Raw genomic sequence first — 15,403 nt, forward strand, 5'->3', positions numbered from 1 at the left:
GCGCGGACGGGGACGGGGACGGCTCACGGAGCCCCGGCGTCGACGGCGGAGCGGTCCTCTCCGGTCAGGGAACGGGCGAGCGGCAGCCTCGAGAGCATCAGCACACCCGCCACGATCAGGCCGACGCCCAGCAGTTGGGGCAGGAGCCACCAGCCCGACCGCACGGATTCGGAGTAGACCGTGATCCCGAGGGCCAGGCTCACGCCCGCGTCGCCGAGGGTGATGGCGGGCTGGGACGCGACCAGGGGGCCCGCCTGCAGCGCGTTCTCCAGGAGGAACAGCGCCGACGCGCCGAACAGGGCGAAGCCGTAGGTCTGCCAGGCCGTGAGGAACGCGGTGAGGCCGCCGTCGTCGAGGGTGTGCATCGACGCCTTCATCAGCGCCGCCGTCATCGCGTACGCGAGGGCGGTGGCCAGCCCGAAGCAGGCCGCGCGGGTGCGCCCCTGCGGCCGGCGGAGCGCGGCGAGCACGAGGGCGACGATCGCGGTGGCGCAGACGGCGAGTGCCGGGATCCAGCGGTCCATCGGCACGTGCGTGAGGTTTCCCGCGGGCGAGGCGGCCGTCAGGGCGACCGCGAGCCCCGTCACCACGGCGAAGGCGGCCGCCCAGCCGGCGCGGGACAGCCGCCCCCGCAGCAGCACCGTGGCGACGGCCAGGGTGAGCGGCAGCTCCAGCACGAACAGGGGCTGAACGACCGTCAGCGGCCCCGTCGCCAGCGCCACGGCCTGACAGACCGCCGCGGTGATCATGGTGAGGATGCCGGCGAGCCAGACGGGGCGCCGCAGCAGGTCGAGCATCAGCCCGGCCCTCAGCTTGTCGGACCGGGGCACGCCGAGGGCCGCCTTGCGCTGCAGGACGGTGGCGAGCGCGTTGCTGAACGCGGCGCCCAGGGCGAACAGGACCGGCAGCAGCATGTCCACGGTGTGGGTCCTCCGGGATGATGAGACGGCCCGCCCCCAGGCCCTGCCATGGTGCCCGGCGTCCCCTCTCCCCCGCGAACACGCGGGGGCGTGTCGCCACCGTACGGCGGCGGCCGTGCGTCCGGCGGCCGCTCCGGGCGCCGGGGCAGGGCGGGCCGCCGCCGCGGTCCCCGCGCTCACGTTCCCGACGGTACCGGCCGCCGCAGGAGGTGGACGGCCGCGGTCACCACCAGGACGGCCATGCACGTGATGAACACCAGTCCCGCGTCCCGCAGGCCGAGAGGCCCCGCCAGCACGCCCACACCGATCACCGGCACCGAGATGCCCGCGTAGGCCACCACGAACAGCATGGAGATGACGCCCGCCCGCTCGCCCGCCGGAGACACCCCGGCCAGCGCGGACAGCGCGCCGCGGAACGCCAGCCCCTGCCCGGCGCCGCCGACGACCGCGCTCAGCGCCACCAGCGCGAGCAGGTCCCAGTGCAGTGCGCCGGCGAGCAGCGCCAGGCCGGCGAGGAGACCGGCGCAGCCCCACGGCAGGGAGCGGGCCGCCCCGACCCGGCCGACGGCCAGTTGCCCGGCGGTCGAGGCGAAGAACGCCAGCGCGACGACCAGACCGCTCAGGGCGCGGTTCTGCACGTTCAGGAACTGCGCGAGGAACGCCGGGCTGACCGACGTGAACACCCCGAACAGCGCGAAGCCCACGAACGAGGCGATCGCCGCCGGCCCGAACACCGTGCGCACCCGCGGGGGCAGGCCCGGCCGTCGCGGCCGTACGGTGCTCAGCGGGCGCCGCTCCCGCACGGTCTCCGGAAGTCCCAGCAGGACGACGGCCGAGCCGGCCACCAGGGCCAGGTGCACGGCGAACGGCAGGAGCAGCGGCCCGGCCGCGTACTGGGAGAGGACTCCGGCGAGCAGCGGCCCGCAGCCCAGCCCGCCCATGTTGGCGGCGGTCGCGACGAAGGTGGCCCGCGAGGCGCCTCCGGGCGGTGCCAGTTCCATCACGAACGCCGTGGCGGCCCCGGTGAACAGCCCGGCGGACAGCCCCGACAGCAGCCGCCCCGCGTACAGCCACCCCAGGCCGGTGGCGCCGAGGAAGCAGGCGGCGCTCAGGGCGGCGCATCCCAGACCGCACAGCAGCACCGGGCGCCTGCCCACCACGTCCGAGACGTTCCCCGCCAGCAGCAGGACGTCGATGACACCGAAGGCGTACACCGCGTACACCACGGTGACGGTCAGCTCGGAGAATCCGAACTCCTCCTGGTAGAGGCCGTAGAGGGGGGTCGGCAGCGTGGTGCCGGTCATGCAGACGGCGAACACCGCGCCGCCGAGCACACACGCGCGCCATCCCGGGCGGTCACCGGCCATGCCGACGACGGTAACCCCGCACGCGCCGCGGTCCCGTCCGGCACGCCAGCGGCCGGAGAACCCGGAAGGCGCCGGGCGCCTTCCGGGACGTACCGGACCGGTCCTGCCGGTCGGCGGGGGCGCGCCGCCGACGCCGTCGGTCCGGCGCGGGTCGGGCGGTCGCATCACCTCGAAGAGCGGGACCGGACGGACAGGAAAAAAAAGTGACGCAAGTCACAGAAAACGTGTGGGCGGGGCCACGCTCGCGGGTGCGTGCCCCGAGAGGGCCGTCGACGGCTTCAGTCCGGGGGTGCCGTCGGCTTCCGGGCGTGTTCCGCCTTCGAATCGGAGGAACCGACGCGTGCGGCGAGCGGGCCCGGCGGCCTGCACCCGCTCGCCGCTGCACGCCGGGGCGCGGGGCTGTTCGCCGGCCTCACCACGGGCGGACAGTTCTTCGGAGAGCGTTCTCAGATTTCGGTTCGTCGGCGGCGGGGCCGCCTCGTGGGCACGTTTCTGCGAATTGGGGATTTCCGCTCGATGAGACCTCCGCCGCGGCGACCGCGAGGCGCGTGAAGGCCTCTCAGAAGGCCGTTGCCCCAAGGGAATTGGCGAGTGACACTGATTTTTACACGGAAACGGTCATGCATTCCCGGATTCACCGGAACCGGGGGCCGGTCGCCGTGGGGAGGGAGGTGACATTCCATGGGAATCAAGATGACGATGACCACCCGCTGCTCCGTGTCGGTGCGTTGGCACCAGGTGCGGGTGGTCATCATCGTCGTCGTCCTCGTCGTCCTGAGTGTGCTGGCTCGGGGACACGGTGACACGACGTTGATCGATGCGGTCCTGCCGCACGCCTGAGAGATGTGCTGATCTCTCTTCCGAGGGGGCGGTCACAGGGAAACCTGTGGTCGTCCCCTCACTGCGTTTTCAGATTAGCGCACCGATACCCGCCGTTGAAGGGATCGGCTGTCCTTTTCCGTGCGACGCTCTTGGAATTGTCCGGCACCGGGCGCTGCGGATGCCGGGAGGCTGCGAACCGAAGAGGAACGACGGCCGGGGCCGCTTCCGGTGCTGCCGGCCGTACCCCGCCGGCGCTCAGGTGGACAGGATGCGGCGGAAGCCGGCGGGGAAGTCCTCCCCCGGCAGGACGACGGGGACTCCGCGTGTCTCGACCCAGGCGTGGAAGCGGTGGGGGTCGTGGGCCGTGCCGAGGCACCAGTGTGCCCGCCGGCCCGTGAGGGCCAGCACGACGAGGGTGGCCAGTGACTCCTCCAGGCACGCCGCCCGCCCGGGGTAGAGTCCGGCGGCGCGCCGCACGGCCGAAAGCGATGCCGTCGCCTGGTGCGGCGTGGCGTCGCGCCAGCACCAGGTGCGGACGGTCCAGCGGGCGAGGCGGAGCACCACGTGGAACGGCAGCCGGATCACGAGGAGTGCCACCAGCAGGCCGAGCAGGCCGGCTGCCGTCACGAGTACGGTGCGGCGGGCGCCGGCGCGGCTGTCGGTCCGGGGCGGGGTGGCCGCCGTGGCCGTCCCCGCGGTCACGCGGAGGTCCCCGGGCCGTGGGGCGTCCTGTCCGGGGGTGGCGTGGTGCGCCGGTGGTGCGGCCGGAACGGGAGCCGGCCCCCGGGGCGCCGGCGTGCGGGGGTGCGCGGCCCTCGTGCGCGGGTTCCGGTCGTCGGTGGTCAGCAGGCCGCGGCGGATCAGCTCGTCGGCGAACCGCCGGACGTCCTGGCTGATCTGTTCGCGGGGGGAGCCGGGGTGGCTGCTCCCCAGGAGCCGCACCGTCGAGTCGAGGTCCTGGCCGCGGCTCCATTCCTGCCACAGGGCCCGCGCCGCGGGGTTCATCGCGAAGCAGTGGCCGGAGCGCAGGTCGACGAGCACGCTGCCGCCGTGCGGTGCGGGGCTCTCCTGGATGTGTCCGGGCACTCTGAGCCGGGTCATGGCAGCTCCTGGCCGTTGTCGTGGGAGGTCAGCCACATGTCCGCGCTCAGCAGACGATCGAGTGCCGGGAAGGGCGTCGGGAGTCCCGCCAGGGCCCGGTCGAGGGTCGCGAGCACGCGTGAGGGTTCGATGACGCCGAGGTCGCCCAGGGGCGACCGGGCGAGCCGGGCCCGCAGCTGGGCCGCGTGCCTGCGGGCGCCGTGGTAGTTCTCCGCCATGTAGTCGCCTTTGGTCCTGCGTCGAAGAACGGGGTCGGGGACCAGCCCGGACAGCGCCGCCACCAGCAGGGGCTTAGCGGTGAAGGGATCGGCCTTGCGCGGCAGCGGCAGGTTCATGCAGGCTCGCACGACGTCGCCGTCGAGGTAGGGGGCCTGCGGCCAGATCCCGAAGGGGCGTGCCAGAGAGGTGAGGTGGGCCTGTACCGCCGCGGAGGTGCGCACCTCGTGCAGGGCCGCTCGGGTGCCCGGGGTGCGGGAGGCGGGTTCCGGGCCGGTTGTCCGCGCGCGCTGCCGGGCCAGTTCGGCGAGGCGGTGGCGCGTGCGGGAGGTCAGCCAGGCCGCCTCCGGTCCCGGTGCGGGCCACCACGCGACGGCGTCCAGCCATTGGGGCGGCCGGTCCGCCGGTTCGTGCAGTGCCCCGGCCAGGTCGTGCCATGCGCGGGGGGCGGGGGTGCGGGCCAGGCGCAGCGCGCGCAGGGTCACGCGTGCGGGGGAGAGATGGCGCATCCGGGCCAGGGCACATGCGTGTCGGACGAGGTGGGGCAGGCCGCCGGCAGCCGCCAGGTCTCCGAGGTAGGAGGGCGGCGCCGCCAGTACGGCGTCCCCACCCTCCCCCGTCAGATGGGTTCCGTCGCCGCCGCGCGCGATGTGGGCCAGGCGCAGACGCAGACGCGCGCCGATCGCCGCCGCCGGGTCGGGTTGGTCGGTGGGTTCCGCCAGGTGCAGGTCGGCATAGGGCAGTGACGTCTCGTCGCCTTCGGTGACACGCAGGTGGAGGGAGGGAGTCGGGGCGGCGTATCTCAAGGCGTGCTCGAGGTCGCCCGCCGGCAGGCGGGAATGGTGGTAGACGAAGGACTCCAGCGGCCCGGGGGCGGTACGGGCGGCGAGGAAGGCCAGGGAGGTGGAGTCCTTGCCCCCGCTGAGGTCGGCGGTGATCCGGCCGGAGCGGGCGGTGCGCAGGTCCACGGCGCGCGTCAGGGCCGCTCGCAGGTGTGCCGCGCCGTCCTCGAAGGAGGTGCCGTCGTCCGCGGAGAGCGGTTCGTAGGTCCAGTGGGTGAGGGCGCCGGAGGGGTCGAGCCGCAGGGCCTCCCCGCCGCCGAGTCTGCGGACGCCGGCGAACGCGGTCCGGGCGGCGGTGAGTTCGGGAACCGCCGGGCAGACGATGTGCGCGGCGAGGGCGGTCGTGTCGGGGGCGCCGTCCGTTCCGGCCAGGATCGCCGCTGCCGTCGCCCGGGTGGACAGGGCGGTGCGGTCGCCGTGCTGCGCGTAGTAGAGGGGGAACTGGCCCGCCGGATCGGCGTACGCGGTCAGGAGGCCGTCGTCGTGGCCCACGATGAGCAGGTACGAGCCCGGCCAGTGCGTCAGCCGTTCCCAGTGGCCGTCGCTCGCGGCACGTCGCAGGTCCCGGTGCATCGTCGGCGAGTCGGCCAGGCACTGGCCGACCGCGACCAGCGTGGCGCGGGCGCAGCGCGCGGTGCGCACTTCGTCGGGGTGCCAGGTGCCCCAGGACCACAGCAGGCCCTCACGAGGCCACACTTCGACGGCCGGCGGGGGCAGCAGGGGCCGCGCCGGCGCCCGGAGGGCGGCGATCGCGGGGCCGGGCGGAAGACGGACGGCGAGGCGGCGGTGTCCGCCGCCGGTGGTGACCGGGGTGGCTCGGGTGTCGGACATGGCGGCAGTCCACGGTCTTACCAGTAGTACTGGGCGTTGGCGTCGGCGCTGCCACTGGGCGAGCTGCCGAGCGTCACCTCGCGGACGTGCCCGAGGTCGACCAGCAGGGGGGACGCGTGGGCCGGCGGCCCGCTCGGTGAGGGCGCCGCGCCGGATCGCGTGCGACGCCGTTCGCGTCTGACCGCGTCGCGCAGACATGCGGCGAGGGAGTCGAAAGTCATAGGGCCGCCTCGGGTCGGGAGCAGAGATATGCCCCGGGGAATAAGCGTACGGGTGTCGTGGGATGCCCACCGGGTTCGCAGCCGACTCTAGCCTTTTCGACGGGGCCCTGGACGGAAAACCGGGCCAGGGGTGACGCGTGCTCCGACCTGCTGGTTCGTCCCCGTCCGCCCTGCCGCGCGGGATTTCCTCCTCGGGGCGGCATCTCGTTCTCGGGCACGCTCTCCCTCTTATTCGACGAGTCGTGCTCGCTCATTCGAAGAATGAATGCGGCGCGTCGGGAGACTTCTTCATCGCATCGAAGACGGAAGGGGGCGCACGAGGTGGACCGGCCGCCGAACGCCCTCCACGACGGGCCCGCGACGGACCCGCGCCTGCCGCCGCCGGGTGCCGGGCGAGCCGCGTCCCGAGGGAGTCCCGTGCCGAAGGGGCGAGGGCGCTATGCCGGTGCGCTGCCCGCGTTCTCCTGGCCCCGCAGTCCCAGGACCAGGGCCCCTTGCGCCTCGGCCCAGGTACCCAGTTCGCTCAGGGCGAGGGCGAACCGGGAGCCCTCGGCGACCGCGCCGGGCAGTGCGAAGCGGTGCAGGGTCTCCTTGCAGCCGTCCAGGAGCAGTGGGCACTCGGCGAGCTGACCGCCGATCACGATGAGATCCGGGTTGAGCGTGTTGCACAGCTGGGCGAGGGCGTGGCCCAGATGGCGTCCGGCGTCCTGGACCACCCGCATGCACACGGCGTCCCCCGCGTTGGCCGAGCGGACGAGGTGCTCCAGCGTCTCGGGCCCGGACGCGCTGTTGCGGGCGCGTGCGGCACGCGCCTGTCCGATCAGCGCCTCGGCGCCGATGACCGTCTCCAGGCAGCCGCGGCCGCCGCACTGGCACACCGCGCCGTCGGTGTCCACGGTGAGGTGGCCGATCTCCCCGGCCATCCCGCGGTGGCCGCGCAGCACGGTGTTGTGCACGATGATTCCGGCCCCGACCCCCGTGGATGCCTTCACGTAGACCACGGTCTCGCTGTTCTCCCGGGTGCCGTAGGTCTGTTCCGCGAGGGCGCCGAGGTTGGCGTCGTTGTCGATGACCGCACGCACCTTCAGCCAGGTCCCGAGGTCCTTCGCCGGGTCGTCCCCGGCACGCCACGGGAACAGGATCGGCTCGGTGAACGCGGCGGTGCGCGGGTCGACCATCCGGGGCACGGCGATGCCGAGGGAGAGGACGTCCTCCATCCGTCGCTGCGTCCCCCGGACCGCTTCGGCGATCATCTCCTTGACCACGGGCAGCATCCTGGGCCAGCCCCTGCCGACACCCTCCGCGGTGACCTGGGTGCTCACCTGGTCGAACTCCCGGTCGAGCCTGCGGGCGATCACCGCGAGGTGGCTGAACCCCAGGTGCACGCCCACCCCGACGTCGTCGACGGGGGCCAGACGGACCTTGCCGCCGCGGTCCTTGGTGCCGGACAGCAGACCGGTGCCGGCCAGTTCCCGCACCACGGCCGACACCGTGGCCGGTGACAGCGCGGCACGGCGGGCGATGTCGGCCTGGGTGGCCGCTTTGATCGCGGCGGCCATCAGCACCCTGCGACGGTTGGTGCCCTTCGTGGACGTGGGCGACTCCGGCAGTTGGTTCAAGAGATCACGTACGTCGCCCACTGAGCCCCCCGAAGGCCGTCCCCGTTTCACTTTTCCATGACGGAGACTGAAATAATAGCAGTGTGACCTTCAATTCGAACTCCACGCATCTTCAATTGCTCACGAAGTGATAAGAAGGATCAAGGGTCGGTGCACGCAAGGTGACAGAGCAATATTTGGCCGAAAATGTTCATAAGAGAACGTAGAGATTCGATACCGTACGTACTCCGAATGGGAATTGATCGTTCATGGGCGGAGCGGGCCGGTCGCCGGAGGAGGATCCGTGCGGACGCCGCGTGTCACGCCGAGCGCACCGTCGCCGTTCGTCCCGTCGCCGGACGTTCGTCCCGTCGCCGGATGCTCCGGCACCGGCCGTGTCCCGGTCCACCGGGATCGACGGTACCCGGCACCTGGCGGATCCCGGCTTCGAGACCGGCCGGCGGCGGCAGTCACCGGCTGATCGGTCAACCGCCCCCGTCCGCGGGTGGATGCCGGGGATCCGAGGTGGCCTGGGCCGCCGGGCTGTGGGTGCTGGCCTCCAACGCCAAGAAGGCGTCGGTCGCACAACCGAACGGCTCTGCCGCCGCCCGGCTGACCGAAGAAGCACCCGAGCGGCTGCGCCGGGCGGGCGCCTGACCAGCCTGCCCCGCACGGTCGCCGTCAGGCGGCCGTGCCGGTCGCGGTCTCGACGGAGCGACTGTGACTGAGAGGGCCGGCAGGCTGCCGTCCTCCTGGACGCCCTGTTCCACGACCCGTCCGGAGGCAGGGTTCGGACGTGCGTTGATCTTCCGGGCGGCGGCCCCGTGCAGCCGCGGACGGTGCGGGAAGCCTCCTGCACAAGGGGGCGCCCAGCAGGCATACCCGTCACCACCTCACGGAGATCCACCCATGACCGCTCGCGGCCTCTCACCCACGACGCGCTCGTCGAATTCGCCATCGTCGATCCATCCGTGGCCGGCCTCGTCCTCACAGGCGCCCGAGCCCACGACGGCATGGCCACCCGGTACTCGATCAACGACCTGTCCGTGGGCCTCGCCGAGGACGCCACGAGCGATCTCACCCGGTTCGCGGGCCACCGCACCGCCGAACTGGACCTCGTCGTCGTCTCCCTCACCGAGTTCCGTGCGGCCGGGATGCCCGGGTTCGAACGCTACGCCCTCGCCGGATCGTGCTCGACCGCCCGACGCCTACGCCACCTCGCCCTACCACTCCGTCAGGAACCACCGGGACGGCCGGGTTCTCGCCGCCCGTCCGGACGCCGCCGACAGCATGCGGTTCCTGCTGGAGCTGCTGGCGGAGAGGGTTGACGCCTCCTCCGCGTTCCCGGAAAGGACACATATGAACCAAGAACGCTTCACCGAGGTCGGTAAGACCCGTCGTAACCTGCGATGGACGACCATTGCCACGGTGCCGTGCGTCCTGATCCTCCTCTACCTCATCGCAGTGCGGAAGATCAATGAAGCATGGGTGGGGATAGGCATCGTCGCTGCGGTCTGGGCCCTTCTGGCATGGCGCTTCAAAGGTGTCGGCACTGATGGGCTTCCTCCCCAGCGCTAAGAGCATTGAACGGCATTGCAGAAGGCCTCGACCAGGGCATATCCGTTGCATGACCGGGGTGTTGGGAGGACATTAAGAGGGCGTCTCACGTGGCAAGTTTCACGAGCTTCTTGTAGCAGGTCAGGGCAGCGGCCAGGCCGAGGAAGGCGAGGAAGGGGGAGCCCTTGCGTTCGTATCGGACGGTCAGGCGGCGGTAGCCGAAGAGCCAAGCGATCGACCGCTCGATCTTCCAGCGGTGCCGACCAAGGCGTTCGCCGGACTCGATGCCTGGCCGTGCGATGCGCGCGACGAGTCCACGCTCGCGCAGCCAGGCCAGGTGTTCGGCGGAGAAGTACGCCTTATCCGCGCGGAGTTTGACGGGCCGGCGCCGCCGTGGTCCCCGACGGGACCGGACGGCGGGGATGCCGAGGATGAGCGGCTTGAGGGCGAGACTGTCGTGCATGTTCGCACCTGACACGGCGACGGCGAGCGGGACGCCCTGGGCATCGGACAGCACGTGCAGTTTGCTGCCCTTCCTGCCGCGATCGACCGGGTTCGACCCCGTCAGCGATCCCCCCTTTTGGCGCGAACGGAGGCCGCGTCGACGATCGCCGAGGTCCAGTCCACCTCACCCCGGGCCCCGAGTTCGTCCAACACCGCCCGATGCAGCCGACGCCACAGGCCGACCCCGGTCCATACCGTGAAGCGGCGATGCGCGGTGGCGGAGGACGTGCCGAACGTCAGCGGCAGATGCCGCCAGGCACAGCCGCTGGTCAGCACGTACACCACTGCCGTGAACACGGCCCGCTCGTCACACGGAGCGGTCCCACCACCTTGCGGTCGAGCCGCGAACGACGGCAATAACGGGGCGACCAGCTCCCGGAGTTCATCAGGAACCAGACGCTTCGACAGATCAGCACTCACGGCCGGCATCATGCCGCTCGAACATCAAGTCATGTGGGACAGCCTTCTACGCCTTGCCTGATGCGGCCGATCTGGCGGCCTGCTCGATCTTCGCGCAGTAGGCGGCGCGGGCTTCTTCATCGATCTGCATCTCGTGTTCGGGGCGCATCCCAGTTCGGCCGTCGACGCCTTCGCGCAGGATGTCGGCGTGCCCGGCATGCCGACTGGTCTCGCCGAGGACGTGGACCAGGATGGCGAACAGGTTCGTGTTGAGATAAGGCTCCGGCCACCACGGCACGTGGCCGGGGACATCAAGGGCAAGCTCGTCGATCGTCGCGTCTGAGTGTTCCCATGTGCGCCGGTAGGACTCGATGATCTGATCGCGCGCTTCGTCCTCGGCCGCCCATAGATCGCTGCCGTCGGAGTCCTGCCACCGGCACAGCGGTTCCGGAGAAGGGCGGTCGAAGACCTCACCGAAGTACCTGGCCTCGACCGTGGCCACGTGTTTGACCAGACCGAGGAGGTTGGTCCCGGTCGCTGTCAAAGGTCGGCGGGCGTCGTATTCGGACAAGCCATCGAGCTTCCAGAGCAGCGCTTCACGGTCCCGCCGCAGTCTCTTGTGCAGGTTGTCCTTCGCGAATTCATCGATCATGCGGCATGAGCCTGCCATGGGCTACTCGTGGCCTCAAGATCCCGTACATGGACCACAGCGACCGGCAGAACCGAAGCCTGGCCAAGGCCACCGCCCTGAGCTGCTACAAGCAGCTCGCGGAACTCGCCACGTGAGACAACCTCTAAGGCGTAAGGAAATTTTCTGCCATATCCCTCTCCTTGATACCCGCCTCACAGCCGCCGGACAGGGCCGAGATGATCTTGTCGTGCCCGTCATCCTGAACAGCCGCAGGTCAGTAGCATGTGGACGGCTTGGAGGGTGCGGCTGACGCGACGGGGCAACATGTTCTGCGCATGATGTGCCAGGACTTGGGTCAGGCGAAGATCCGTTCGCCGGGCGACCGGGAAACGACGCTGGTCAACCAGCATTCCGTAGATCATTTACGGGACAACGTCCAGGAGGAACAATGAACCGGTCGGGGCGAACCACGCAACTGTCTCTCGTGGCAGCCATGATGATGCTGGCTGTGGCCTGCACCTCGGAAAGCAGCAGTGACGGAGGCGAGCAGGCGGAATCCTGCGCCTACCGCGTCCTCTACCAGCACCGCACGTACCAGGACGTCGCGAACGTGGAGTTCACGGCGGGAGAAAAACTCGGTTCCGCCACCATCCCGCCGTGCCAGGACACCGGAGACCAGGACAAGGCCGAGGAATCCGACGAGACGACGACCGCCTACGCGGTGGACGGCATCTCACCCGATATGGCCGTCGCCGTCGGTGACAGCCCCGACGAGGCCACCTTCGTGGCCGCCTACTCGGGCAACGAGCTCCCTCCTGAGGTACGGAAACTGATCGACGGGTCCTGACCTGGGCTGCGTCCATGCCTCCCGGGCGGCGTGGACGCAGCCCATGGCCTCCGACAGCCGCGACGCCATCTGCTCGGGCCCCTCTTGTACAGCCGTCGCCCCTGTTACGGGAGCGGGTCGCACGGTCGGCGACCGGCGATCCCGGGGGGTGCGATCTCCGGGACGTCGTGAACGCGCTCTTCCACCAGAACCGGACGGGCTGCCGGTGGCGCTGCCTCCCGCACGACCTGCCCGCCTGGTCGGCGGTGTTCCACTCCTTCCCGCTGTGGCGCGCGGACGGGCTCGACCAGCAGATCCGGGAACTGCCGCGCCGCCAGGTGCGGGAGAGCGCCGAGCGATTGGAGGTCCCGTCCCGTCGTGGTCCTNNAGGACCACGACGGGACGGGAACAAGAAGACACCGGGTCGCAAGCGCGGCCTCGTGGCCGATGTCCTGGGCCTGATCATCGGAGTCGTCGTGCCCGCCGCCTCCGCCCACGACAACGCCGTCGGCACCGCCCTGCTCACCCAGGCCGCCGAGCGGTGCGGCAACCGCCCTGGGCGACGCCGGGGCCCGGCTGGCCGAACCGGCCACAGCCGGAAAGGTTTTTGCCGAACTCGCGCCGACCAGAACCGCATCCGATCCGGCCGGGCGGTCCGCCGCCCACCAGGCCATCGTGAATGCCTTCCACCAGCGCCCCGGCCAGGAATTCCGGGTCCGTGATCTGCACGAACTCCTCGGCATGCCGACCTATGGCCCCTCCCTGCACGTCACCCGCAGCAGCCTCGGATGCCTCACCCGCCAAGGCTTCCCCACCCGACCCGGAGGCGGCTTCTACCAGAGAGGGACTTGACGCCGCTCTTCGCGGGCCGGGATCGGCACGGCCGCCGGCCGCCACTCCCGCCTGATCAACCCGAACACCCACGAGTCGGACACCTCGCCGTTCACGACGCAGTCCTCCCGCAACGTCCCTTCACGCACGAATCCGATCTTCTCCAGGACCCGGGCGGATGCCACGTTGCGCGTATCGGTCTCGGCCTGAACCCGATTCAGGTCCAGTGTGTCGAACGCCCACTGCAGCAAGGCGTGCGCGGCCTCCGTCGCGTAGCCGTGTCCCCACATCGCTTCGTCGAGGACGTAGCCCAACGACGCGCTGCGGTAGTCCGGGTTCCATCCGGTCAGACCGCACCAGCCGACGAAGGCCCCGTCAGAAGCGCGGTCGATGGCCACCCGGGTCCCGGTGCCTTCGTCCGCCATCTTCCGGCACAGGGTGATGAAGCGTTCGGCGCGGGCCCGTTCGTTCCACGGCGGGGAGTCCCAGTAGCGCATCACGTAGGTGCTGCTGTGCAGGGCGAAGAGCAGGTCCGCGTCGGCGTCGGTGAAGGGGCGCAGTCGCAGGCGAGCGGTGCGCAGTACGGGGGTGGCCAAAGTCATGTGCGCCATCCTGTGTCTCATGGGGCGGGCGGAACACCGGATATCCGGTCCCGGTCCGATCCTCACGACCAGGACTCCGCCTGCCGGCGGATCGTGCACGGCACGACTACTCGGCCTGCCCCCGACGACCCGGACATGAACATCACCCACAGCCGCCTTGCCCACCAAGGCTTCCTCACCCGACCCGGACGAGGGCACTACTGGAGAACGGACTTGACGACCTGCAAGGGCTGGGCAAGCGCGGGTGGACCAGTTCGGTCGGTGCTGCGGGCGGTCCGGGAACGCGGGCGGCGGCGAGGGCTGTGAGCGGGGGCCGTCCGTGGCGGCTTCCACCGGCCGAGCGGGTGCTGCCGGTGGCGCCCTTCAGTCGGCCGTGACGCCCCGGCTCTCGAGGACGGCCACCAGGTCGGGGCCCAGGAACTCCGAACCCAGGACGCGGCGGAGGTTCGGGAGGAGAGCGAGGTCGTCGAGGGAGGTGATGTCGAACAGGTCGTCCTCGCCGTCCCAGACCGGTGCGCACTCCTGGTACACCCGGTTGCCGCCGTCCAGGCACAGTTCCTCGACGCCGGCCAGGAGTTCGTCGCTCAGCTCCAGCGACTCGAAGTGCGCGCGCGCCTCCGGCACCACCTGGTACGCCAGGCCGTTCTCCTGGGCGTACTGCCAGGGGTCGTTGCCGAGACCCTTCTCCTTCAGGAGCTCGGCCAGGCTGAATCGCGGGGTCAGCTTCCCGTCGGTGTACATGAGCTGCTCGATGACGACGAGCTTGAGGTTGAAGTCCTTGAACCGGGCCATGGGCATGACCCTATGGCACCCCGCGCATGCTCCTCCCCCGCCCCTGGTGCGGCACCCGCGCGGGTGCCGCACCAGGGGCGGGCCGGTTCCGGACCGGCCCGGGTCAGGCCGCGGGGAGGACGCCGCTGCGGACCACTTCGGAGTACCAGCGGGCGCTGGCCTTGGGGATGCGGGTGCCCGTCGGGTAGTCCACGTAGACGGCTCCGAAGCGCTTGCTGTAGCCGTGGGCCCACTCGAAGTTGTCCAGCAGGGACCACAGGAAGTAGCCGCGTACGTCGACGCCGTCCACGATGGCCCGGTGGACGGCGGCCAGGTGGCCGCGCACGTAGGCGATCCGGGCGGGGTCGTTGACCTGGCCGGAAGGGTCGGCGTAGTCGTCGAACGCCGCTCCGTTCTCGGTGATGTACAGCGGCAGCCGCGGGAAGTCGGCGGCCAGGCGGTGCAGCAGGTCGTACAGGCCGGTGGGGTCGACGGCCCAGCCCATGGCGGTGGTGTCGCCGGGCGGCTGGTGGAAGGCGACCTTGTCGGCGCCCGGCCAGGGGCTGTGGGCGCTCCTGCCGTGTCCGTCGGAGGTGTGGGTGCCGCTGCCGTCGGTCGCGGAGACGAGGGTGGGGGTGTAGTAGTTGACGCCGAGAAAGTCCAGCGGCTGGTGGATCTGCCGCAGGTCGCCGTCGCGCACGAAGGACCAGTCGGTCAGTTCCGCGGTGTCCTTGAGCAGGTCCTCCGGGTAGGCGCCCTGGAGCATCGGGCCGGTGAAGACGCGGTTGGCGAGCGCGTCGATGCGGCGGACCGCGTCGGTGTCGGCGTCGTCGGCGGTGAGCGGGCGGACGTGGTGGATGTTGAGGGTGACCGAGCACCGGGCGTCGGCGGGGAGGCGGTCGCGCAGTGCCTGGACGGCCAGGCCGTGGCCCAGGTTGAGGTGGTGGGCGGCGCGCAGGGCGGCGACCGGGTCGGTGCGGCCGGGCGCGTGCACGCCGGAGCCGTAGCCGAGGAAGGCGCTGCACCAGGGCTCGTTCAGGGTGGTCCAGGTCTTCACCCGGTCGCCCAGGGCGTCCGCGGCGAGGGCCGCGTACTCGGCGAACCGCTCGGCCGTGGCGCGCTCGGGCCAGCCTCCGGCGTCCTCCAGTTCCTGCGGCAGGTCCCAGTGGTAGAGGGTGGCGACGGGCTGGATGCCCTTGTCCAGCAGGTCGTCGACGAGGCGCCGGTAGAAGTCCAGGCCCTTCTGCACGGCGGGGCCGCGGCCGGTGGGCTGGATCCGGGGCCAGGCGAGGGAGAAGCGGTAGGCGCCCAGGCCGAGTTCGGCCATGAGGGCGACGTCCTCGCGCCAGCGGTGGTAGTGGTCG

Annotated in this window: 17 protein-coding genes and 1 pseudogene; 7 read left to right on the forward strand and 11 right to left on the reverse strand. The window is 71.2% G+C overall.

Translation table 11 applies throughout. The features are described from left to right. Nucleotides 1–23 precede the first annotated feature (23 nt). Nucleotides 24–914 carry a DMT family transporter gene (locus tag AOK18_RS16400; protein ID WP_055694861.1) on the reverse strand — a complete coding sequence of 297 codons (891 nt, stop codon included), beginning with the start codon at nucleotides 912–914 and terminating at the stop codon, nucleotides 24–26. Nucleotides 915–1,096: 182 nt separating this feature from the next. Then, on the reverse strand, nucleotides 1,097–2,287 hold the full coding sequence (locus tag AOK18_RS16405) for an MFS transporter (RefSeq protein WP_055694851.1): 1,191 nt from the start codon (nucleotides 2,285–2,287) through the stop codon (nucleotides 1,097–1,099). 681 nt (nucleotides 2,288–2,968) lie between these two features. On the opposite strand from AOK18_RS16405, the gene AOK18_RS33055 reads away from it, so the two are divergent. Further along, nucleotides 2,969–3,127: a hypothetical protein gene (locus AOK18_RS33055; RefSeq protein WP_157865111.1), complete on the forward strand. Its 159-nt coding sequence runs from the start codon at nucleotides 2,969–2,971 to the stop codon at nucleotides 3,125–3,127. A gap of 237 nt (nucleotides 3,128–3,364) precedes the next feature. Here the strand turns inward: AOK18_RS33055 and AOK18_RS16410 are convergent, their stop codons facing one another. From AOK18_RS16410 to AOK18_RS16425, 4 genes are all read right to left on the reverse strand, one after another. Beyond that, the gene (locus AOK18_RS16410; protein ID WP_055694852.1) at nucleotides 3,365–4,210 is read right to left on the reverse strand and encodes a lasso peptide biosynthesis B2 protein; all 846 of its coding nucleotides are present in this window, start codon (nucleotides 4,208–4,210) and stop codon (nucleotides 3,365–3,367) included. Further along, on the reverse strand, nucleotides 4,207–6,099 hold the full coding sequence (locus AOK18_RS16415; RefSeq protein ID WP_055694853.1) for an albusnodin/ikarugamycin family macrolactam cyclase: 1,893 nt from the start codon (nucleotides 6,097–6,099) through the stop codon (nucleotides 4,207–4,209). Before AOK18_RS16415 ends, AOK18_RS16410 begins: the two co-directional genes overlap by 4 nt. 17 nt (nucleotides 6,100–6,116) lie before the next feature. Beyond that, complete coding sequence (locus AOK18_RS32570; protein WP_055572053.1) at nucleotides 6,117–6,320, reverse strand: lasso RiPP family leader peptide-containing protein; 204 nt, start codon at nucleotides 6,318–6,320, stop codon at nucleotides 6,117–6,119. A 437-nt stretch (nucleotides 6,321–6,757) separates the two neighbouring features. After that, nucleotides 6,758–7,939 (reverse strand): ROK family transcriptional regulator, encoded by a 1,182-nt coding sequence (locus AOK18_RS16425; protein ID WP_206281552.1) that lies wholly within the window; start codon nucleotides 7,937–7,939, stop codon nucleotides 6,758–6,760. A 504-nt stretch (nucleotides 7,940–8,443) separates the two neighbouring features. Between AOK18_RS16425 and AOK18_RS35150 the strand changes: the two genes are divergently transcribed. From AOK18_RS35150 to AOK18_RS33615, 3 genes and pseudogenes are all read left to right on the forward strand, one after another. Continuing rightward, on the forward strand, nucleotides 8,444–8,575 hold the full coding sequence (locus AOK18_RS35150) for a hypothetical protein (RefSeq protein ID WP_276205355.1): 132 nt from the start codon (nucleotides 8,444–8,446) through the stop codon (nucleotides 8,573–8,575). Nucleotides 8,576–8,796: 221 nt separating this feature from the next. Beyond that, nucleotides 8,797–9,232, forward strand: a pseudogene (locus AOK18_RS30955) (hypothetical protein); the annotation flags it as partial. After that, complete coding sequence (locus tag AOK18_RS33615) at nucleotides 9,209–9,496, forward strand: hypothetical protein (protein ID WP_055694855.1); 288 nt, start codon at nucleotides 9,209–9,211, stop codon at nucleotides 9,494–9,496. The pseudogene AOK18_RS30955 and the gene AOK18_RS33615, both read left to right, overlap by 24 nt. 85 nt (nucleotides 9,497–9,581) lie before the next feature. Here the strand turns inward: AOK18_RS33615 and AOK18_RS30960 are convergent. After that, nucleotides 9,582–10,408 (reverse strand): IS5 family transposase gene (locus tag AOK18_RS30960; RefSeq protein WP_240503202.1). Its coding sequence is split into 2 segments (ribosomal slippage): nucleotides 9,582–10,049 and nucleotides 10,052–10,408, totalling 825 coding nucleotides; the frame shifts between segments, so codons are not numbered across the junction. Between the two features lie 37 nt (nucleotides 10,409–10,445). Continuing rightward, nucleotides 10,446–11,030 (reverse strand): DinB family protein, encoded by a 585-nt coding sequence (locus AOK18_RS16445; protein ID WP_055694858.1) that lies wholly within the window; start codon nucleotides 11,028–11,030, stop codon nucleotides 10,446–10,448. 5 nt (nucleotides 11,031–11,035) lie between these two features. Here AOK18_RS16445 and AOK18_RS35155 point away from each other — a divergent pair, with 5 nt between their 5' ends. The 3 genes from AOK18_RS35155 to AOK18_RS34380 form a co-directional block, all read left to right on the forward strand. Further along, entirely contained in the window at nucleotides 11,036–11,164 is a 129-nt protein-coding gene (locus AOK18_RS35155; RefSeq protein WP_276205356.1) for a hypothetical protein, read from the forward strand. A 338-nt stretch (nucleotides 11,165–11,502) separates the two neighbouring features. Beyond that, the gene (locus tag AOK18_RS16450; protein ID WP_240503201.1) at nucleotides 11,503–11,856 is read left to right on the forward strand and encodes a DUF6281 family protein; all 354 of its coding nucleotides are present in this window, start codon (nucleotides 11,503–11,505) and stop codon (nucleotides 11,854–11,856) included. Between the two features lie 14 nt (nucleotides 11,857–11,870). Next, nucleotides 11,871–12,221 (forward strand): transposase (locus AOK18_RS34380; protein ID WP_338119120.1); only part of this gene is annotated, 351 nt, incomplete at its 3' end. A 447-nt stretch (nucleotides 12,222–12,668) separates the two neighbouring features. Here the strand turns inward: AOK18_RS34380 and AOK18_RS16455 are convergent. From AOK18_RS16455 to AOK18_RS16465, 3 genes are all read right to left on the reverse strand, one after another. After that, nucleotides 12,669–13,268, reverse strand: coding sequence for a GNAT family N-acetyltransferase (locus tag AOK18_RS16455; protein WP_055694862.1), 600 nt, complete (start codon nucleotides 13,266–13,268; stop codon nucleotides 12,669–12,671). Nucleotides 13,269–13,631: 363 nt separating this feature from the next. Then, nucleotides 13,632–14,060 carry a DUF6892 domain-containing protein gene (locus AOK18_RS16460; protein ID WP_055572061.1) on the reverse strand — a complete coding sequence of 143 codons (429 nt, stop codon included), beginning with the start codon at nucleotides 14,058–14,060 and terminating at the stop codon, nucleotides 13,632–13,634. Between the two features lie 103 nt (nucleotides 14,061–14,163). Further along, nucleotides 14,164–15,403: GH1 family beta-glucosidase (locus AOK18_RS16465; protein WP_055694860.1), on the reverse strand; the 1,240-nt coding region annotated here is incomplete at its 5' end.

The organism is Streptomyces prasinopilosus (assembly GCF_001419695.1).
In the GTDB taxonomy this organism is placed as follows: Bacteria; Actinomycetota; Actinomycetes; order Streptomycetales; family Streptomycetaceae; genus Streptomyces; species Streptomyces prasinopilosus.